Here is a 20,114-nt window from a genome sequence, read left to right as displayed (position 1 = left end):
GTCGCCTTGCGACGCCCAGGAATGACGAAGAAAAACGATGGACATGTCAGGCAATCAGAACTTCACCTGCGGCGTGGCTTCGACCTCGGAGCGGCTGGCACCAAGATCGAAGAAGTCCTTTTTGGTGAAGCCGAACATGCCGGCGAACAGAGCGGCGGGCATCTGCTGGATGCCGGTGTTGTATTCCTGGACCGCGCTGTTGAAGAAGCGGCGGCTGGCCGCGATCTTGTTCTCGAGGTCGGACAGCTCGCTGGCGAGCTGCTGGAAATTGGCGTTGGCCTTGAGGTCGGGATAGGCCTCCGACAGCGCGATCAGCCGGCCGAGCGCGCCCGAGAGCTGGTTCTCGGCCGCGGACACCTGCGCCGGTCCCTGCGCCGACATCGCCGAATTGCGCGCCTTGATGACGTCGTCGAGCGTGCCGCGCTCATGCGAGGCATAGCCCTTCACCGTCTCGACCAGGTTCGGGATCAGATCGTGACGCTGCTTGAGCTGCACGTCGATGTCGGCAAAGGCCTGGCCGACGCGCTGGCCCAGCGCCACCAGCCGGTTGTAGGCGGCGAAGGCAAAGAACACGAGGACGACGATAACGCCGAGGACGATCCAGCCGGTCGACATGGAGAACTCCTGAAGGGGGAAGAAGGCGGGCGCTAGGGTAGACCAAATTGGCCCCGAGCGAGAGCCCGGCGCAGAGGAGAGGTAGGATTTGGTCGGATGAGGAGCTATCCGAGTTCAAGGCGAAAGCGGGTAACGAGGTTAATTTTCCGGACAGGACCGGCGTCTCAGTACTTCGTATCGAGCCTGGGTATGCCCGTGGCTTCGGCCAATCGCGCTGCGACCCTGCCTGCTTCCTGGATAGTTGCTTCCCTGACCGGAATGTCGTGCCGCCTTCCGCTGAGCAGCTCGACATAAACGCCATACGAGGCATGCCCGTCGCTCTCGTATTCGATACGACCGAGCGCGCGGCATTGGTCGAGCGGGCAATCCACGATCGTCTTGCCCCATCGGCCAAACAAACGACGAAGGATCGTCAGCCGCCTTGCGCGAAGATCGATGTGAACGATTGTTCGCTGGGACGCGATGGAGAAGAACATGCACGCCAGCAATAGCCACAGGACGACGCTGCCTCCGGCTACAGCCCCGCCTGAGCTGGCTACAACAACGGCAACGCCGACCAGACCCGCTGGAATCATCCAGATTATTGCCGAGGGCTTCCGCTCGAATACCAAGACTGCTGAGCTATCTCTGGCCATGAGGGACTTCTACCTCAATTTGTGGCTGTGCCCCAGCGCCACCGCCTTGCGTCCGCATAGGCGGCCTTGTCCCGCCGGGGGACCTTGGCGAGTTCGACACCGTCCTCCGTGCAGAGCTTTGCAGCGATCTCGGCCTTGCCGACATCCGGCGGCGCCAGCACGCGCGCGGCGCGGGCTGCGGGCGGCGTGCGGGTCAGCGCCACATAGATGAACCGCTCGTCCTCGAACGGCACCTCGGCGCCCTTGATCTGGCGGTGAGCCTGCGAGCGCGGCAGGCGCTGTGAGAAATGGCACCAGTCGGGCGCCGTCAGCGGACACGGCTTTTCGTGCGGGCAGGGTGCGGCGACATAGGCGCCCGCCGCGATCAGTTGCTGGCGCAAAGCGAGGATGCGGGCGTAGCCGGCGGGCGTGCCGGGCTCGATCACGACCAGCGCGTGGCGCGCTTTCGCCCACATCGCTTCCGCGAGATTGCGTTGATCGCCCTCACTGAGCTCGCCAATGACATAACTCGCGACGACGAGATCGGCTTGCGAGAACTCGGCGAGGTTCGCGCCGGCATCGCCCGGCAGATAGCGGCAGTCCGCCAGACGCGTGCTGTCGCGCGCCAGTTCGAGCGCGAGACGGCTCAGCGTGGCGTTGGCGTCGAGCAGGGTGAAATCCTGCAGCGAGGAGAACGCCTCCGCAGCGGCCCAGCTCGCGGTGCCCGGACCTGCGCCGACGTCGAGCAGCGTTTCCGGAGCGAGGTCAGTTACGATCTCGGTCAGCGCATTCAGACTGGCCGCCACCGCCGCGTAGGTCGCCGGCATGCGCGCGAGCGCATAGGCGAGCGCGTCGGCATCCGACTTGATCGTGCCGGAGCCGCCGCCTGTGCGGTAGGTGGTCGAGATTCTCTGCGATCGCTGCGCTGCGTCGGTGCGCGAGAACCCCTGGAGCTTGCCGTCGAGGGCGGCCTTTAGCTCAGCGGGAAGCGTGGGCGAGATCATCTTAATTCGCCGTCATTCCGGGGCGCGCGTAGCGCGAATCCGGAATCTTGAAATGGTGGCGCGAGATTCCGGGTTCGATGCTGCGCATCGCCCCGGAATGACGGCCAAAAAATCACGCCACGTTCTGGTCGAGAATGTCCACCGCCTCTTGCAGGTTCACCGACACCAGCTGCGAGACGCCGCGTTCGGCCATGGTGACGCCGAACAGGCGGTTCATCCGCGCCATCGTGATCGGGTTGTGCGTGATGATGATGAAGCGCGTGTCGGTCGAGGCGGTCATCTCGTGCAACAGGTTGCAATAGCGCTCGACGTTGTGGTCGTCGAGCGGCGCGTCGACTTCGTCCAGCACGCAGATCGGCGAAGGGTTGGTGAGGAACACCGCGAAGATCAGCGCCATCGCGGTCAGCGCCTGCTCACCGCCGGAGAGCAGCGACAGCGTCTGTGGCTTCTTGCCCGGCGGCTTGGCGATGATTTCGAGGCCCGCTTCGAGAGGATCATCGCTCTCGATCAAATGCAGCGCGGCTTCGCCGCCACCGAACAGCTCGACGAACAGGCGCTTGAAGTGGTTGTTGACGACCTCGAACGACGTCAGCAGCCGCTCGCGCGCCTCCTTGTTGAGGCTCTGGATACCCTGGCGCAGCCGCTTGATGGCCTCGACGAGATCGTCGCGCTCGGTGACCAGACCGTTGTGCTGGGTCTCGACCTCGCGCAGCTCTTCCTCGGCGCGCAAATTGACCGCACCCAGGCGCTCGCGATCGCGGCGCATTTTTTCGAGGTCTTCCTCGATGTCGTGCAGCGGCGGCAACTCCGTGCCGGGTTCGATCTCGGCGAGGCCGGCAACGGCCTGCGGTTCGACTTCCAGCATGTCGCGGATTTCGCGCTCGATGTCCTCGAGCCGGCGACGCGCACCTTCCATGCGCTCCTCGGCGCGGGCGGTGGCCTCGCGGGAGCTTGAGAGTGCCTCGAGCGTCAGCTTCGCGACGCGATCGGTTTCGGCCATCGCGGTTTCCGCGCTGGCGAGCGCATCGGCGGCCATGCGGCGGTCGTTTTCGGCATATTCGATCTCGGTGATCAGCGCGCTACGCTTCTCCGCGAACACGGCCGGCGCGTTCTCGAGATCGCTGCGCTCGATCGAGACTTCGGCGATGCGCGCCTGGATGGTGTCGATGTGGGAGGTCGCGCTCTCCTTTCGGTTCTGCCACTCGGTGCGTTCGGCGAGGATCGCCTGCACGCGGCGGTCGGCCAGCTCGGCTTCGCGCGCCAACGCCTGTGCCTCGGCGCGGACCTGGGCGGCCATGCGGCGATGGCCTTCGATGTCGCTGCGGACGGCGGCGAGACGGGTTTCGGTGTCCTCGCTCGACGGCAGCTCGGAGATCCCGGCTTCGGCGTATTCGTAGGCGGCTTCGGCCTCGGCACGGTCGGCGGCCAGACGGCTGTGCGCTTCCGACAGCGTCGCCTTGCGCGCGGCGTGGCGGCTGATCTCGCGCTCGACCGTGGCATGGCGCTCGCGCGCGACGTTGAGCTCGCGCTGTGCGGCGCGCCAGGCTTCGCGGCTCGCACCTTCGGTGCTGGCGGCCATCTGCAGCTCGGCCTCGGCGTTCTCCAGCGCCTGACGCTTGATCTGCGCGTCGATGCGGGCCTGCTCCAGTTCGTTCTCGATGTCGATGAGGCGGGCGCGCTCGGCGAGCCGCCGTGCTGCGCCGGTCGGCGCGTGGGCGGCTGCGACAAAGCCATCCCAGCGCCAGACGTCGCCTTCGGGCGAGACCAGCCGCTGGCCGGTCTTGAGCTGCGAGACCAGTTCGGCGCCGCGCTCGCGCGGCACCACGCCGATCTGCGCCAGGCGGCGGGTCAGCTCGGCCGGGGCTTGCACGTGGCTGGCGAGCGGCACGACGCCTTCGGGCAGTTCCGGATCGCCGTCGGTGACGCCGGCATTGGTCCAGCGCATCGGCGCGGACGGATCGACCGGGGCGTCGAGATCGTCGCCGAGGGCTGCGCCGATCGCCTTTTCGAATCCCTTGTCGACGGTGATGCCGTCGATGATCGGCGGCCACAGATTCTTGGTCTCGCCGTTGAGGATCTTGGAGATCGTGCGCGCCTCGGTATCGAGCCGCTGCACGCGCTTGTCGGCTTCGACGAGCGGCGAGCGCGAGGATTCCAGCGTCTGCCGCGCGGCGACATGCGCGGCTTCGCTGGCCTGAGCCGCGGCTTCCGAGGCCGCCAGCGTCTGCTCGGCGTTCTCGACGGTCGCGGTCAGCTCGTCGAGATCGCCGAAGCCGCCGGTCGCCTCGGTGAGCTTCTGCTCTTCCGCCGCGACGTTCGAAATCTCCTGATCGAGCCGGGCGAGCTTGTCGCGGTGGGTGCGAACGTTGGCTTCGAGCTGATTGCGCTTGGCGGTGAGGTCGGCGAGCGCGGTGGTGAGCTCGGCGAACTGCTGCTCGGTTTCGGTCAACACCGCCTCGGCTTCGGCGACACGCTCGTCGACGCCGGAGCGCTTCTCGACGCGCGACTTGATCTCTTCCTTCAGCTCGGCATCTTCGGCGTCGAGGCGCTGCAGCGCGACGTCGGCGTCCATGGTCTGCTGCTGGGCACGCGAGATATCGCCTTCGAACTGTGCGAGGCGCCGCTCGAGCTCCGCGACGCGCTCCTTGGCGCGCTCTTCCTCGCGATCGAGCAGCTCGCGGGCGTTGGTGAGGCGCTGCAGCCCGGCTGCCGCGCGCGCTTCCGCATCGCGCAGCGCCGGCATTTCGGCGGCGCGGATCGCCTGGATGCGGGCGGCCTCGGCCTGGTGCTGGGTCCGCTCGGCCATCTCGCGGACCGCGAGATCGTGGGTGTGGCCGGATTCGTTGACGTCGGCATGGGCGCCGATCCAGCGCAGGTGGAACAGGGTTGCTTCGGCCTTGCGGACCTTGGCCGCAACTTCGCGATAGCGCACGGCCTGGCGGGCCTGCTTCTTCAGGCCTTCCATTTGCCCCGCCAGCTGGCCGATCACGTCCTCGACGCGGGTGAGGTTGGTTTCGGCCGCCTTGAGCCGCAGCTCGGCTTCGTGGCGGCGGGCGTGCAGGCCGGCGACGCCGGCGGCGTCTTCCAGCACGCGGCGGCGTTGCTCGGGCTTGGCCTGAATGATCTCGCCGATCTTGCCCTGGTGGACCAGGGCTGGCGAGCGCGCGCCGGTGGCGGCGTCGGCGAACAGAATCTGCACGTCGCGGGCGCGCACGTCGCGGCCGTTGATGCGGTAGACCGAACCTGCCTCGCGCTCGATACGGCGGGAAATTTCCAGAAGCTGGCTGTCGTTCATCGCCGCCGGCGCGGTGCGATCGGAATTGTCGATCGTCATCGTCACTTCGGCGTGGTTGCGCGCGGGACGATTGCCGGAGCCGGCGAAGATCACCGCGTCCATGTCGGCGGCGCGCAACGACTTGTAGGAGGTCTCGCCCATCGCCCAGCGCAGCGCCTCGACGAGATTCGACTTGCCGCAGCCGTTGGGGCCGACCACGCCGGTCAGGCCGGGCTCGATGACGAAGTCGGTGGCCTCAACAAAGGACTTGAAGCCGTGAAGGCGCAGGCGGGTGATTTTCATAAGCACGCATCTCTGTTGGCAGGCGCGAATCCCCCTGCCGGGACAATACCATGGAAGGCAATGTCGCTATCCGGGCGAGTCGCGCGAGGCGCCTCATGCGGCTGGACAATGGCCGCGGTGCGCTGCGAGGGCAACCGGCGAAAGCCGCTTTTCCAAGGGATTTATGCCGGGAAAGATACGGCTATCGAGATGCGAATCAGGGATTGTGCCGTGCGAATCAGCTCTTCAGCAGCGGATTGATCTTCTTGGCGAATTCCTCGAACGAGGTCTCGCCCTTGATCTTCTCGCCGTTGATGAAGAACGTCGGCGTCGAATCGACCTTCAGAACGTCGCTGGCATATTTCTGGTCGGCGGCGATCTTGTCGAGCAGCGCCTGGTCCTTCAGACAGGCCTCGACCTGCTGCTGGGTGAGGCCGGCTTGCTTGCCGATCCGCGTCAGGGTCTCCGTGGTGTTCTTCGCCACCCAGTCGTTCTGCTGGCGGAACAGCATGTCAGTGACCGCAAAGTATTTCGGTGCGTCGCCATTGGCGATGCAGCGTGACAGCATCGAGCCGGCGGCGGCTTTGATGTCGAGCGGGAACTCGCGGAAGATGTAACGGACCTTGCCGGTGTCGATGTATTCCGACTTGATCTTGGGAAACACCTGCTCATTGAAAGCCGCGCAATGCGGGCAGGTCATCGAGGCGTATTCGGTGATGGTGACCGCGGCGTCCTTCGGGCCCAGCGCCATGTCGGGCAGTGACACCGGCTTGGCGACGTCGCCAGCGGCCTGCGCGATAGCTTCCGAGATGAACCGCAGCGGCGAGAACCCGGCGAGCGCGGCAAGCCCGGTCAGCGACAGCATCGAGGTGAAGGCGCGGCGGGTGATGATCAAGGTCGGCTCCCGGATTGGCGTGGTCTCGCCCGAAATTCCCATTCAGACGGCCTGTCGCTAGCTTGAAACGTCGTTTGAGGCAATGGCGAGCGGCAAGGACAGGTCCAGTTTGGCCGCCGAATAAGGCTCAATTTCGCTTGATAGCGGCCCCCAGGCGCGCCAGCGCCGACTTCAATTGTTCATCTTCGATGTCGCCCAGGCGCTCAGCCACCTCGGCCACCGATTTGGCGTCCGGCGGGGCGGGCCGGGTTGGCCGCCGGGCGCGCGATAGTGGAGCCTGGCGGAAGGCCAGCTTGCCGACCGCGCTCCAGCCGAAGAAGCGGTTGACCCGCTGCAGGATCACATCGGCGGAGTGCTGGATCTCCAGCGCCATCGGCCCCTCGACCCGCAGCACCAGCGTGGCCGGCTCCTGCGGCTGACCCTCGACCGGCCGCGGCCATTGCATCTTGAGCGGCTCGGCATGGGCCGCGATCTCCGGTCCGGCAATCTGCGCCCACCGCGTCACCAGCTCGCGCGCGGCAAAACCCTGCTTGGCATAGGCCTCGGCGAAGACGTCGTTGAGCAGGAGCGACAGCGGCTTGGCGCTGATAGGACCGGGTTTGATGGGGCGAAGCTTGGACATGGGACCTTATAGCACTCCGGCGCGTCGGCCACAGGCTCTTCGCCGCGAAGAAAAACGTGGACGCCCGCGACCAGCGTGGGCACGACGTGGAGAGATCGGTGCATTGCCGTTACAGTGCGAACATGAGCCCCAAATCCGCCCTCAGGGCGAAATCGGAACCAGTTCCGCCGCAGACCTCGTCGCGCCCGCTCGCGCTGCTCGATTGGTACGACCGCCACCGCCGCCGCTTACCCTGGCGCGCTGCGCCCGGCGAGGCATCTGACCCTTACCGCGTCTGGCTGTCCGAGATCATGCTGCAGCAGACCACGGTGAAGGCGGTCGGGCCCTATTTCGAAAAATTCGTCGCGCGCTGGCCTGATGTCACCGCGCTCGGACGGGCCTCGCAGGACGACGTGCTGCGGATGTGGGCCGGGCTCGGCTATTATTCTCGCGCCCGTAATCTCCATGCCTGCGCGGTCGCGGTGATGCGCGAGCATGGCGGCACCTTTCCCGACACCGAACTGGGCCTGCGCGCGCTGCCGGGCATCGGGCCCTATACAGCGGCAGCGATCGCGGCGATCGCGTTCGACCGCCGCACCATGCCGGTCGACGGCAATATCGAGCGCGTGGTCTCGCGGCTCTTTGCTGTTGAAGAAGAACTTCCGCAGGCCAAACCGCGGATCCAGCACTTGGCTGCGACGCTGCTCGCCGACTCCCGCGCCGGTGATAGCGCGCAGGCGCTGATGGATCTGGGTGCCTCGATCTGCACGCCGAAAAAGCCAGCCTGCTCGCTATGCCCACTCAACGAGGACTGCACGGCGCGCACGCTGGGAACGCAGGATACGTTTCCGCGCAAGGCGCCGAAGAAGAGCGGCGCGCTACGGCGCGGCGCCGCTTTCGTTGTCACGCGCGGCGACGAGCTTCTCGTCCGCAGCCGTCCCGAAAAGGGTCTGCTCGGCGGCATGACCGAGGTACCGGGATCGGATTGGCTGGCCGAGCAGGACGATGCCAAGGCAAAACAGCAGGCGCCCGAGCTGAAGGGGCTGTCGCGCTGGCAACGCAAGGTCGGCGTGGTCACCCACGTCTTCACGCATTTCCCGCTGGAACTGGTGGTCTACACGGCCAAGGTGGAAGCGCGCACGCGGGCACCGGCAGGCATGCGCTGGGTGCCGATCGCCACGCTCCCCGACGAAGCATTGCCCAACGTCATGCGTAAGGTGATTGCGCATGGATTGGACCCCTAGCAGCCCATCCTGCTGACAACATGCTGGCAGCAGCCCTGCGTTAGCTGTGATCGGCAACGGAGGCTCGCATGATCAAGACCGCGCTCGACAACTTTCCCAGGCCGCCTTGTGCCGAGCTATTGGGGTGGCGTCTGCTCGATGCCCGTCCCGGGGAAGGCTGGATCAAGCTCGCGTTTGACGGCAAGCCGGAGTTCTGCAATCCGGCCGGCTTCATCCAGGGCGGCATGCTCTCGGCCATGCTCGACGACACGATGGGCCCCGCCGTGCTGGTGATGAGCGAAGGCCGGCTCTACACCACCACCATCAGCATGACCGTGAATTTCCTGGCGCCCGCAAAGCCCGGACCGATCATCGGTGAGGCCAAGGTGACGCAGCTCGGCAAGACGATTGCGTTCGTCGAGGCAAAGCTGATGGCGGAAGACGGAACAGTGCTGGCGACGGCAAGCGCGAGCGAGCGGCTGCTCGAAGCGGCGAGGGTGGTGGGCAAATAGTCTAGCCGCGTAGGCGCTACCCCTTCTCCCCTTGCGGGAGAAGCTGGCGCGAAGCGCCGGATGAGGGGTATCTCTCGGCGAGGTCAAGTTGTCAGAGATGCGCTCGCGGAGACAGACCCCTCACCTGAGTGAGTCCGCGTCTACCGGCATCGCTGCCCTCTCTCACAAGGGGCGAGGGCGCATCAACGCGCGTCTCGCTTCGCGCGAATACTCATTTCGTCGCGCGCGCACCCGCGCTCACGATGGGCGGCTTCGCATTCAGCGCTTCCACCTGGAAGCCGGCGACGCGCTTGTAGTTGGCGGCAACATCCTCCAGCTCCTGTTGCGACAGCACGTCGGTGACGACCTTGTAACCATCCGGCGCGCGCTCTTCGACGAGCTGCATCACCTGCTCGGGGCCGTTCTTGCGGTTGAGCAGGACGAGACTGGTGGTTGCAGGCCGCCGCTCGGCCTCATAGGCGAGCAGGGCCGCTTGCGTCGGGCCGTGCGCCAGGATCTCGCGGGTGATGGTGCGGGCATCGAGGATCGCCTGCGAGGCGCCGTTGGATCCGATCGGGTACATCGGATGTGCGGCGTCGCCCATCAGCGTGACGCGGCCGAAAGTCCATTGTGACACCGGATCGCGATCGACCAGCGGATATTCATAGGCGTGCGGGCAGTTCTTGATGAGGCCGGGCACGTCGAGCCAGTCGAACCGCCAGCTCTCGAACCAGGGCAGAAACTCTTCCAGCCGCGCGGTGCGGTTATAGTCTTCGCGCCGCCATTGATAGGTCGGCGGCATGTGGCGCTCGGCAACCCAGTTGATCAGATGGTTGCCCGCGGCGTCCGGTTCCTTCGAGATCGGATAGCAGACGAATTTCAGGATCTCGTGGCCGGCCATGATCATGGTACGGCCGCTGAGGAACGCCTTTGCAGGCGTGACGCCGCGCCAGAGGATGCGGCCGTTCCAGATCGGCGGGCCTTCGTCGGGATAGAGTTTTTCTCGCGCAGCCGAATGGATGCCGTCGGCGGCGATCAGGATCGTGCCGTCGTAAGTCCCCGCGGCCTTGCCGGTGGCCTTGTCGATGAAATCGGCGCGCACGCCGTCTGCGGTTTCGCTCCAGCCGGTCAGATGATGGCTGGTGAGGATGTTGTCGCGGCCGAGCCGCTCGATAGCGGTGTCGAGCAGGAGCTGCTGGAGCGTGCCGCGATGGATCGAGAATTGCGGCCATTTGTAGCCGGCCTCCAGTCCGCGCGGCTCGCTCCAGATCGGCTTGCCGTGCTTGGAGAAATAGGCGAGCTCGCGGGTGCGCACGCCGCTGGCATCGAGCTTGTCCATCAGCCCGAGCTCGATCAGCTCGCGCACCGCATGCGGCAGCACGTTGATGCCGACGCCGAGCGGCCGCAGCTCGGCGACGCTCTCGAACACTTTCACGGGAATGCCGATTCCGTGCAGGCTGAGCGCAAGCGTCAGGCCGCCGATGCCGCCACCGGCGATGAGTACGGTCATGGGAAAGCCCCTCCAACTAGAGGCGTCTTGGCACAGCCGGGCGCCGGTGGGCAACTGCGAAGAGCAAGGGCACTGAGAACGCCGTGCTATGGACCTCGGGGCCGGCAGCCGTTAACTTCCGGCTTTCCCATGAGGTCCGACATGCTCAAGCTCTACTACGCCACCGGCACCTGTGCGCTCGCCACCTACATCACCCTGGAAGAAGCCGGCGCCGACTACGCGGCCGAGCGGCTGAGCTTCAAGACCAACCAGCAGAACAGCGCGGAGTATCTCGCGATCAACCCGAAAGGCCGCGTGCCCGCGCTGGTGACCGATCGTGGCGTCCTGACCGAGACGCCGGCGATGCTGGCCTATCTCGCGCAGACCTTTCCCAAGGCGAAGCTCGCGCCGCTCGACGATCCCTTCGACTTCGCCCAGGTGCAGTCCTTCAACTCCTATCTCTGCTCGACCGTGCACATCAACCATGCCCACAAGATGCGCGGCGCGCGCTGGGCGAGCGAAGAAAGCTCGTTCGCCGACATGAAGGCGATGATTCCGAAGACCATGGGCGCCTGCTTCGGCCTGATCGAGCAGAAGATGTACAAGGGACCCTGGGTGATGGGCGAGCAGTACACGATCTGCGATCCTTATCTCTACACCCTGTCGACCTGGCTCGAAGGCGACAGAGTCGACGTCAACGCAACGCCGAAGATCGCCGATCATTTCAAGCGCATGTCCGATCGCCCCGCCGTGCGCAAGGTGATGGACGCGCAGAAGGCGTAGGGCTCTTGTAGGGTGGGCAAAGGCGCGTAGTGCCGTGCCCACCATCTTTGATCACTTCAACAGAAGTAGTGGGCAAGCTTCCGCCCTCGCTCTTCGAGCTACGGCGGACAAGTCGCTTTGCCCACCCTACGAAGCCTTCCGCTTCTCCAATTCCCGTCCCGTCTCCAGCATCAGCCGCCTGAGCCAGATCGAGCCGGGATCCATCTGTGCGCGGGTCGGGTAGAACATGAACTGCTCGTCGATCCCGGGGTCGAGCGGTGGCGTCACCGTAACGAGGCCGAGCTGCTTGGACAGCGCCGCGATCAGCCGGCGCGGCACGAAGGCGACGAGGTCGGTGCGGGCAGCGACGTGCAGCGCTTCGAGATAACCCGGGACCACGAGAGCGATGTGCCGGTCGATGCCCTTGGTCCGCAGCCAGGTGTCGATCAGGTCCTCGGGCTGGCCGCGGATAATTACTCCGACATGGCGCGCCGCCAGGAACGTCTCGCGCCGTTTCAGCTTCGCAGCCATGGGATGGCCGCGCCGCACTGCCAGCGCGTCCCTGTCGGTGTAGAGCAGCTGGCGATGAAAGCCCTTGAAGGCGTTGCCGATCGAGATTACGAGATCGATGGTGCGGGCGAACTCGGCGTGGAAGATCGCCGGTCCCCGCCACGGCACCACGTCGATCCGGACGTTGGGAGCGGCCTGCGTCACCTTTTCCATCAAGGGCGGCATCAACAGCTCGACCGCGAGGTCCGGCATCATCAGTCGGAATTGCCGCTCGCTGCGCGCCGCATCGAATTCATCCGATACGAACAGCCCGCGCACCTGGTCGAGCGCCTGCGCCAGCGGCGCGCGCAAGGCTTGCGCCCGCGGCGTCAGCTCCATCCGCGTGCCTGTGCGTACCAGGAGCGGATCGCCAAGGATGTCGCGCAGACGCTGGAGCGCATGACTGGCCGCCGGCTGCGACAGCCCGATCCGCAAGGCGGCGCGGCTGACGCTGGCCTCGCGCAGCAGTGCGTCGAGCGCGGTCAGGAGATTGAGGTCGAGCGAATTCAAATTCATGAGGCGAATAGATATCATATCCACTATCGATTTGAAGAATTTAGAGCCGGCGGCGATGATCTCGGTGTTCTCACCGAAGGAGATGCCGCCATGAGCGCGAGCGCCAACAAGAAACTGATGCAGGATATCTTTGCAGCCGCCGCCAGCCCCGATCCGGCTGCGCGCGACCGCGGTTTGTTCACCGAAAGTCTTGCCGATGACGCCAAATGGATCGTGACCGGCCAGTACTCCTGGTCGCCACCTTTTCGGGCAAGCAGGCGATCCTCAACGATCTGCACGCCTATGTGCGGACCCGCCTTGTCGACCGGACGCGGACGGTTGCCCACCGCTTCATCGCCGACGGCGATGTCGTCGTCGTCGAAGCAAAGGGCGACAATGTTACGCCCGAGGGGGTGCGCTACGACAACGATTATTGTCTCGTGTTTCGGCTCGAGGACGGTAAGATCAAGGAGATCCGGGAATATTGCGACTCGGTGCTGACCGAGAAGGCCCTCGGCCCGTTTCCGCAAACGGCCGTGAGGGCCGCGAGCTGAGCGGATCGAGCGGCGTCACGTCCGCCGACCGGTGCCGTCCGCCGCGGTCGGCGAGGGGCGGACGGTCGCACAGGCCGGTAGACTGCAGCGGCATGCATGCCGCTGCGGGCTTCGGGCCAAAACCTTGCTCACCTGCCGATAAAATCAGCAGATGTTGTGCCGTCTGGCGCATGCGCGCGCGAAAAATTTGAAGGTTCAATTAACGAGTGTCGCCCATTGTGTCGCGGTGCAGCGTGGTTCGCGAACAACGCGACCCGCGGCTGCCGGGGTGGCGCGACAAATCGCCGGACTTGTTCGTCCGCCCGAATTCACATGCTTCTGAGTGGACAGTGGGAATGCCGAGTTTTCGTTTGCGGATCAGGGGACGCCTGTACGCTGGTTTCATGGCCTTGGTGGCGGTTGGTCTTGTGATGGCGGTGGTCGCCATCTGGAATTTGCGGTCCGTCCAGGATCAGGTCGCAAAACTCTCCAAATTGTCGGACAGCACGGCGCACATCCTGGAGATATCGACCCATCTTCAGGCCATCCAGCGGGCCAATCTGCGCTACATTTACGATGCCAACGAACCTGCGATGCGGGAGGCTGCCGAGCGAGAGACCGCGGCGACCGGGCTGTTGCAGCTCGGAGCAAAGGGCACCCTCTCGGAGGAGCGGCGGAAGCTCTACAACGATCTGATCGCCGACATCGCCAAAATGAAAAGCCTGCGTGACAGTCTCGGCGACGCCGTCAACGAGGCGCGGACCGGCAAGGCGACTCTGTTGCCAAGTGGCGAAGAGCTGACCGTCAAGATGGCCAAGCTGGTCGATGTGGCCCGCGCCGCCGCCGACGACGACACGGTGTCGCTCGTCGCGGACCTCGAGTCCCGGGTTCTGTTGGTTCGAATCGCGAACTGGCGCTTCCTCGCTCTGCGCGACACCAACGGCCCCACCGCCTTCAGAACCAATGTCGACAGGGCGGTACAGCGGCTGGCAGCCGTCGAAAGGAGCCCGCAGGCGGCGGACCTTCGGTCGTCTCTGACGCCTGTGAAGACCGCGCTCGGTATCTACAAAGCCGCGTTCGAAACGACCTCCGCCGCGATGCTGCGGTCCGACGAGATCTACCACAAGGATCTCGCACCGCTCATCTCCGCGAGCATCGCCAAGCTCAAGGTCACGGAAACCACCTTGAAGGCGGATTACAACGATTCGCGCATGGCGGCCGATGCCGTGATCGACGGCACGACCTCCCTACAGGAGATCGCGGGCGGCCTCGCCGTCCTGTTCGGACTGATCGTCGCCTTCCTGACCGCCCGCAGCATCGTGGGGCCGCTGACCTCGATGACGCGCGCAATGGGGCTGCTTGCCGGGGGCAATCTCGCCGTCGAGATCCCCTCGCGCGGCAAGGCCGACGAGATCGGCGATATGGCCAAGGCGATCGACGTCTTCAAGACCAACATGATCGAGACCGAAAGGCTGCGCCATGAGCAGACCGCAACCGAGGCTCGGCAGGCCGAGGGCCGCAAGGCCGACATGGCCCGGCTCGCCAGTCAGTTCGAGCAGGCGGTGGGCGAGATCGTCGATACCGTATCCTCGGCATCGCAGGAGCTCGAGGGCTCGGCCGGCACCCTGACCGCGACCGCGAGGCGCGCGCAGGATCTCTCCACCGAAGTGCAATCCGCCTCCCAGGAAGCCTCGGCCAATGTGCAGGCGGTCGCCTCCGCGACCGAGGAATTGTCCTCCTCGGTGACGGAGATCGCGCGCCAGGTGCAGGAATCCGCGCGCATCGCGGGCGAAGCCGTCGGTCAGGTGAGCAAGACCAACGCGCGCGTCAGCGAGCTCTCCAAGGCTGCAGCCCGCATCGGCGACGTGGTCGAGCTGATCAGCACCATCGCCGGCCAGACCAACCTTCTGGCGCTGAATGCTACCATCGAGGCGGCGCGCGCGGGTGAAGCCGGCCGCGGCTTTGCCGTGGTCGCCTCGGAGGTCAAGGCGCTCGCGGAGCAGACCGCGAGGGCCACCGGTGAGATCGCCCAGCAGGTCTCGGGCATCCAGGCCGCGACGGAGGAGTCGGTCGGCTCGATCAGGGAAATCAGCGGCACCATCGAGCGGCTGTCGGAGATCTCGTCGACGGTTGCCGCCGCCGTGGAGGAGCAGGGTGCGGCGACGCAGGAGATCTCCCGCAACGTCCAGCAGGCGGCCCAGGGCACGCAGCTTGTGTCGTCCAACATCGGCGACGTGCAGCGCGGCGCTTCCGAGACCGGCTCGGCCTCTTCGCAGGTGCTTTCGGCGGCACGCTCGCTGTCGGCCGACAGCAACCGCTTGAAGCAGGAAGTCGCCAACTTCCTGAACTCGGTCCACGCCGCCTGAGCATGAAAAGCAAAAGGCCACGCGCATGCGCGTGGCCTCGCATTGTGACGTGGTGCGATCAGGCGACTTTCGTCGTCATGTGCTTGAACATGTTGCTGCGGGCCTCGTCGTCCATCTCCGCCTTGAACGTGAACTTGTCCTTCAGCGCGATCGCGCGCGTCGCCGCGGGCCGGGCCGAGATCTCGTCCACCAGCCGCTTCACGTCCGGATATCGCGCGAAGGCGTCGTCGCCAAGCTTGAATGGCACCATCCGCGCCCAACCCCACAGCGCCATGTCGACGATCGAATAGTTGTCGCCGACCATGTAGCGGCGACCTTTGAGGTGACCGTCGAGAATCTTGTAATGGCGATCGGTCTCGAACTGGTAGCGGTTATGCGCGTAGTCGTGGTTCTGGTCTTTCGGCGCAAAATGCTTGAAGTGCACGGCCTGGCCCGAATACGGCCCGACGCCGGTGGCGACGAACATCAGCCATGACAGCATCTCACCGCGAACATTGGCGGCGGGCAGGAATTTGCCGGTCTTCTCGGCCAGATAGAGCAGAATGGCGTTGGAATCGAACACGATGGTGCCGTTGTCATCGATCGCCGGCACCTTGCCGTTCGGATTGATCTTCAGATAGTCCGGCGTGAACTGCTCGCCCTTGCGGGTGTCGATCTTCACCGGCTCGAAGGGCAGGCCGGCCTCTTCGAGATAAAGCGCGACCTTGGTCGGGTTCGGCGAACCGTTAAAATAGAATTTGAGCATCGGGCATCTCCCCTGTGTTTGTTGGCCGAGAGTGGAGGCAGCAACATGTCCGCAAGCGGCCTTGTCTTGCCTGAACCTTGTCGGGGAGGGCAACCGGCGAGTTTGCCGGGCGGTATCTGCGCGCGACGCAGATCAGCCGGCGTAACAAAGGCCGATCGCCGCCGTAATGACCATGGCCGCGCCCACAGCCTCGAGGCGCAGCCCGATCCGCGTGGCGATATGCATGTCGGAGGCCCGCGCCGCGCGCTCCGATCCGCGCGCATAGCCGTGAACGATGACGTCGTGATTGAAACTGTCATGGGCCTCGTTGCTGCTGGCGAGCCCGACACAGACCACGAGCACGCCGAACAAGGCGAGGCCGAAAAATCCCAGCAGCGCAATCAGGAACATCGGAAACATGCCGACCAGAAAGATCGGAAGCAGCGGCACCAGCAGCAATGTCTCGGACTGTCGTCGCATGGCTCGACCGGTCAAGACGGGGCGTAGACAGTCAATCTAGTCCCGGCCGTCGCGTCATTCAAGACGCCGTAGGGTGGGCAAAGGCGCAAAGCGCCGTGCTCACCGAACATCGCGGCGAGAATGGTGGGCACGCTTCGCTTTGCCCACCCTACAACATCACGGGAAGGCTACCCCGCCGCCATGCCGGCGCGGATCTCGGCGCGGAGCTCGTCGATCAGCTTGAGACCCTTCTTGGTCTCGATGTGCCAGAAGGTCCATCCGTTGCAGGCTTGCGCGCCTTGCGCCACCGCGCCCATGCGGTGAATGGAGCCGACCTTGTCGCCGAACATGATGGCGCCGTCGGCGCGGACCAGCGCGCCGAGCTTCTTCTTGGCGTCGAACAGCTTGGTGCCGGGCATGATCATGCCGCGCTCGATCAATTCCGAGAACGCAACCCGCGGCGCTTCGCGCGCCGTCATGAACGGGGCGAGGCTTGCCTCCGGCAACGGCTCGACCGCGGCGATGCGCGCTTGTGCCGCTTTCGCATAGGTCTTGTCGCGCTCGAAGCCGATATAGGAGCGGCCGAGGCGCTTGGCGACCGCGCCGGTGGTACCGGTGCCGTTGAAGGGATCGATCACGAGGTCGCCGGGTTTGGAGGACGACAGCAGCACGCGCGCGAGCAGGCCTTCCGGCTTCTGCGTCGGGTGCACTTTCTTGCCGTCGGCGCCCTTGAGGCGCTCCTCGCCGGTGCAGAGCGGGATCAGCCAGTCGGACCGTGCCTGCACGTCCTCGTTGGCGGCCTTCAGCGCCTCGTAGTTGAACGTGTAGCCCTTGGCCTTCTCGTCGCGCGCGGCCCAGATCATGGTTTCGTGTGCGTTGGTGAAACGGCGGCCGCGGAAATTCGGCATCGGATTGGTCTTGCGCCAGACGATGTCGTTCAGGAGCCAGAAGCCGAGATCCTGCATGACCGCGCCGACGCGGAAGATGTTGTGATAGGAGCCGATCACCCAGATCGTCGCCGACGGCTTCATCGCGCGGCGGGCGGCGAGCAGCCAGGCGCGGGTGAAATCGTCATAGGCGGAGAACGAATCGAACTTGTCCCAGTCGTCGTCGACCGCATCGACATGGGATTCGTCGGGGCGCTTGAGATCGCCCTTGAGCTGAAGATTGTAGGGTGGATCGGCGAACACCAGGTCCACCGAACCAGCCTGAAGCTTCGACATCTCTGCGACGCAATCGCCGAGGACGATGCTGTGCGAAGGAGACTCAAAATTTGTGCGGGGCGCCCTTGCAGACGCCCCGCGACGCGACTCTACCATGACTCAAGAACTCTGACTCAGGCGACGCTGTCGGCGACGCGGGACCAAACAACCGACTGACCGTTACATTGAAGCGGCAAAGTAAAAATCGACTTAACCCGCCGCTTTCGTAAGCAGCCCTCGCATCGCGCCTCGCACGCGGTTCGCTCCGCGTATTCGCCGTGTTTTGCAGTGTATTTCGCGTTTCTTCGCGTTGCGGCTGTGATCGGAGCGCAAAAAGACTCGAAATTCCTCTCGGAAAAAATTGCTCGATGCCCGGAAAAAATTGCTGGCATTGCCATGCTGTCGCACTAGGCAATAATTGCCGAGCGGGATATTGATTAACGCAATGGAAATTTTACGTGCATGGTGCGTTGAGCTTTGCCGCCTTTACGCCCAATTGATGCCAGCCAGGACCGAGGGAAGCCGCCATGCGCTACGATGATTTCCGCCGCAGCGACGACATCGAGGATCGTCGCGACGATGGTGGCGGGGGCGGTGGAGGAGGCGGGTTCGGCCTCCCCATGGGCGGCGGCGGGCTCGGGATCGGCACCATCATCGTGCTCGGCTTGGTCGGCTACGCCTTCGGCATCGATCCGCGCATCCTGATCGGCGGCGCCGAGATCCTCACCGGCGGCGGCCAGGCGCCGTCCTACCAGACCGATCGCCAGTCGTCGTCCAACGCCAAGCGCGGCGCGCCGACCGACGAGATGGGCAGCATGATCTCCGGCATCCTCGGCGAGATCGACGATCGCTGGAGCGAGATCTTCCAGGCCTCGGGCCAGTCCTTTACCGGTCCGAAGGTCGTGCTGTTCCGCAACGTCACCAATGGCGGGCGTTGCGGCCGGGCCGAGTCGGCGATGGGACCGTTCTATTGCCCGCCGGACAAGACCATCTTCCTCGACACCGGTTTCTTCCGCGAGGTCGAGACGCGTTTTCGCGGCTGCTCCGGCAAGTCCGCTTGTAACTTCACCACCGCCTACATCATCGCCCATGAGGCTGGCCATCACATCCAGAACCTGCTCGGCATCATTCCACGCGTGACGCGCCTGCAGCAGCAGGCCGGCAGCAAGGCGGAGTCGAATGCGCTCCAGGTGAAGGTCGAATTGCAGGCCGACTGCCTGTCCGGTGTCTGGGTCAATCGCGAGGCGAAGAAGCGGCCGAACTTCCTGGAGCCGGGCGACATCGACGCCGCACTCACCACGGCGAGCGCGATCGGCGACGACACGCTGCAGCGCCAGTCCACAGGCCGCGTCGTGCCCGATTCCTTCACCCACGGCTCGGCGGCGCAACGCAAACAGTGGTTCATGACCGGCTACCAGCAGGGCACCGTCCAGGCCTGCAACACGTTTGGTGGCGGACAGTAGGCTGACGGTTTCGTGCCGCAGCGCAGCATGTAATGCTGCGCTGCTGAGCCGGGGCCCATAACGCCGGCGCCTCTGAGATTTCACGAGCATGGGTCCCGGCTCTGCGACGCACCGCTGACGCGCTGCATCGCGTCCGGGACACGAGAGGAAGTACAATGACCTCCATCGACGAAACAAAACAATTCGTCCCGCTCAACATCGCAGTGCTCACCGTGTCCGACACGCGCGTGCTCGCGGATGACAAATCCGGCCAGACCTTGGCCGACCGTCTCACCGCGGCCGGCCATCATCTCGCCGCGCGCGAGATCGTCACCGACGACGTCGAGGCGATCCGCACCGTCATCCGCCGCTGGATTGCGGACGCAGGCGTCGACGTCGTCATCACCACCGGCGGCACCGGCTTCACCGGGCGCGACGTCACGCCGGAGGCGATCGAGCCCTTGTTCGAGAAGCGCATGGACGGTTTCTCGATCGCATTCCACATGCTGAGCCACGCCAAGATCGGCACGTCGACGATCCAGAGCCGCGCCACGGCCGGCGTCGCGGGCGCAACCTACATCTTCTGCCTCCCAGGTTCGCCCGGTGCCTGCCGCGACGGCTGGGACGGCATCCTCAAAGCCCAGCTCGATTACCGCACGCGTCCCTGCAATTTCGTCGAGATCATGCCGCGGCTGGACGAGCATCTGCGTCGGCCGAAGGCCCAGGGCGCGACGGTGTAGTGCTTGCTTCCCTTCTCCCCTTGCGGGGGAAGGTGGCGCGAAGCGCCGGATGAGGGGTATCTAGTCGTCCGTGAAGAGCGGCTAAGCGATTGAGCTAGGATCGCATTTGACTTTGTGGACTGTTTTTGGAATGCAGGATTTTGATGCTTGGGGCATCGGAACCTTGCAATTTCATTTTCAGGATTCCGTCGAATCGCCAGTCATGATTCGGTGGTCGCATCGGAGGTGGCGATGCGACCGAAGAAGCATAGGACGACGGGATCGGGCGATCTGTTCCGGGCCAGGCTGGACCAGATCATCAATTTGAAGCACGAGCTGGTTCAGCTCGCCGGCAAGGTCGATTGGGACTGGATC

The 20,114-nt window shown here is 64.9% G+C and carries 17 protein-coding genes and 1 pseudogene; 7 read left to right on the top strand and 11 right to left on the bottom strand.

All coding sequences use genetic code 11. The features are described 5' to 3' along the window. Positions 1 to 54: 54 nt before the first annotated feature. The 6 genes from BRA1253DRAFT_RS13720 to BRA1253DRAFT_RS13695 all read right to left on the bottom strand — a co-directional run bounded on the left by BRA1253DRAFT_RS13720 (position 55) and on the right by BRA1253DRAFT_RS13695 (position 7,306). Positions 55 to 615: a LemA family protein gene (locus tag BRA1253DRAFT_RS13720; RefSeq protein ID WP_007595027.1), complete on the bottom strand. Its 561-nt coding sequence runs from the start codon at positions 613 to 615 to the stop codon at positions 55 to 57. 164 nt (positions 616 to 779) lie between these two features. Continuing rightward, on the bottom strand, positions 780 to 1,250 hold the full coding sequence (locus BRA1253DRAFT_RS13715) for a hypothetical protein (protein WP_007595025.1): 471 nt from the start codon (positions 1,248 to 1,250) through the stop codon (positions 780 to 782). Between the two features lie 14 nt (positions 1,251 to 1,264). Then, on the bottom strand, positions 1,265 to 2,233 hold the full coding sequence (locus BRA1253DRAFT_RS13710) for a small ribosomal subunit Rsm22 family protein (RefSeq protein ID WP_007595023.1): 969 nt from the start codon (positions 2,231 to 2,233) through the stop codon (positions 1,265 to 1,267). 112 nt (positions 2,234 to 2,345) lie between these two features. Next, positions 2,346 to 5,810 carry a chromosome segregation protein SMC gene (gene smc, locus BRA1253DRAFT_RS13705; protein ID WP_007595021.1) on the bottom strand — a complete coding sequence of 1,155 codons (3,465 nt, stop codon included), beginning with the start codon at positions 5,808 to 5,810 and terminating at the stop codon, positions 2,346 to 2,348. Positions 5,811 to 6,027: 217 nt separating this feature from the next. Further along, on the bottom strand, positions 6,028 to 6,684 hold the full coding sequence (locus tag BRA1253DRAFT_RS13700) for a DsbA family protein (protein WP_035995178.1): 657 nt from the start codon (positions 6,682 to 6,684) through the stop codon (positions 6,028 to 6,030). Between the two features lie 127 nt (positions 6,685 to 6,811). Next, positions 6,812 to 7,306: a DUF721 domain-containing protein gene (locus BRA1253DRAFT_RS13695; RefSeq protein WP_007595017.1), complete on the bottom strand. Its 495-nt coding sequence runs from the start codon at positions 7,304 to 7,306 to the stop codon at positions 6,812 to 6,814. A 122-nt stretch (positions 7,307 to 7,428) separates the two neighbouring features. Between BRA1253DRAFT_RS13695 and mutY the strand changes: the two genes are divergently transcribed. Continuing rightward, entirely contained in the window at positions 7,429 to 8,529 is a 1,101-nt protein-coding gene (gene mutY / locus BRA1253DRAFT_RS13690; protein ID WP_035993278.1) for an A/G-specific adenine glycosylase, read from the top strand. A gap of 68 nt (positions 8,530 to 8,597) precedes the next feature. Then, complete coding sequence (locus tag BRA1253DRAFT_RS13685) at positions 8,598 to 9,020, top strand: PaaI family thioesterase (protein WP_007595007.1); 423 nt, start codon at positions 8,598 to 8,600, stop codon at positions 9,018 to 9,020. Positions 9,021 to 9,231: 211 nt separating this feature from the next. On the opposite strand, the gene BRA1253DRAFT_RS13680 is transcribed toward BRA1253DRAFT_RS13685, so the two are convergent. After that, a complete protein-coding gene (locus BRA1253DRAFT_RS13680) occupies positions 9,232 to 10,509 on the bottom strand; it encodes a flavin-dependent oxidoreductase (RefSeq protein ID WP_007595005.1) in 1,278 nt (425 codons plus the stop codon). A 141-nt stretch (positions 10,510 to 10,650) separates the two neighbouring features. On the opposite strand from BRA1253DRAFT_RS13680, the gene BRA1253DRAFT_RS13675 reads away from it, so the two are divergent. Next, positions 10,651 to 11,271 (top strand): glutathione S-transferase family protein, encoded by a 621-nt coding sequence (locus tag BRA1253DRAFT_RS13675; RefSeq protein ID WP_007595003.1) that lies wholly within the window; start codon positions 10,651 to 10,653, stop codon positions 11,269 to 11,271. Positions 11,272 to 11,397: 126 nt separating this feature from the next. Here BRA1253DRAFT_RS13675 and BRA1253DRAFT_RS13670 read toward each other — a convergent pair whose 3' ends face one another. Next, positions 11,398 to 12,315, bottom strand: coding sequence for a LysR family transcriptional regulator (locus BRA1253DRAFT_RS13670; protein WP_007595001.1), 918 nt, complete (start codon positions 12,313 to 12,315; stop codon positions 11,398 to 11,400). Between the two features lie 90 nt (positions 12,316 to 12,405). Between BRA1253DRAFT_RS13670 and BRA1253DRAFT_RS13665 the strand changes: the two are divergent. Both BRA1253DRAFT_RS13665 and BRA1253DRAFT_RS13660 read left to right on the top strand, forming a co-directional pair. Then, positions 12,406 to 12,848, top strand: a pseudogene (locus BRA1253DRAFT_RS13665) (nuclear transport factor 2 family protein). A 335-nt stretch (positions 12,849 to 13,183) separates the two neighbouring features. Then, complete coding sequence (locus BRA1253DRAFT_RS13660; protein WP_007594997.1) at positions 13,184 to 15,193, top strand: methyl-accepting chemotaxis protein; 2,010 nt, start codon at positions 13,184 to 13,186, stop codon at positions 15,191 to 15,193. A gap of 58 nt (positions 15,194 to 15,251) precedes the next feature. On the opposite strand, the gene BRA1253DRAFT_RS13655 is transcribed toward BRA1253DRAFT_RS13660, so the two are convergent. The 3 genes from BRA1253DRAFT_RS13655 to BRA1253DRAFT_RS13645 all read right to left on the bottom strand — a co-directional run bounded on the left by BRA1253DRAFT_RS13655 (position 15,252) and on the right by BRA1253DRAFT_RS13645 (position 17,695). After that, entirely contained in the window at positions 15,252 to 15,938 is a 687-nt protein-coding gene (locus tag BRA1253DRAFT_RS13655) for a glutathione S-transferase family protein (RefSeq protein WP_007594996.1), read from the bottom strand. Positions 15,939 to 16,070: 132 nt separating this feature from the next. Then, entirely contained in the window at positions 16,071 to 16,397 is a 327-nt protein-coding gene (locus BRA1253DRAFT_RS13650; protein WP_007594994.1) for a hypothetical protein, read from the bottom strand. Positions 16,398 to 16,564: 167 nt separating this feature from the next. After that, a complete protein-coding gene (locus tag BRA1253DRAFT_RS13645; protein WP_007594992.1) occupies positions 16,565 to 17,695 on the bottom strand; it encodes a site-specific DNA-methyltransferase in 1,131 nt (376 codons plus the stop codon). Positions 17,696 to 18,105: 410 nt separating this feature from the next. Between BRA1253DRAFT_RS13645 and BRA1253DRAFT_RS13640 the strand changes: the two genes are divergently transcribed. Next, positions 18,106 to 19,041, top strand: a complete 936-nt coding sequence (locus tag BRA1253DRAFT_RS13640) for a neutral zinc metallopeptidase (RefSeq protein WP_007594991.1) — start codon at positions 18,106 to 18,108, stop codon at positions 19,039 to 19,041. Between the two features lie 155 nt (positions 19,042 to 19,196). Next, entirely contained in the window at positions 19,197 to 19,760 is a 564-nt protein-coding gene (gene moaB, locus BRA1253DRAFT_RS13635) for a molybdenum cofactor biosynthesis protein B (RefSeq protein WP_007594989.1), read from the top strand. Positions 19,761 to 20,114: the final 354 nt, after the last annotated feature.

The sequence above is a fragment of the Bradyrhizobium sp. WSM1253 genome (genome assembly GCF_000244935.1).
GTDB lineage: Bacteria > Pseudomonadota > Alphaproteobacteria > Rhizobiales > Xanthobacteraceae > Bradyrhizobium > Bradyrhizobium canariense.
This window is presented reverse-complemented; position numbering and strand designations above follow the sequence as displayed.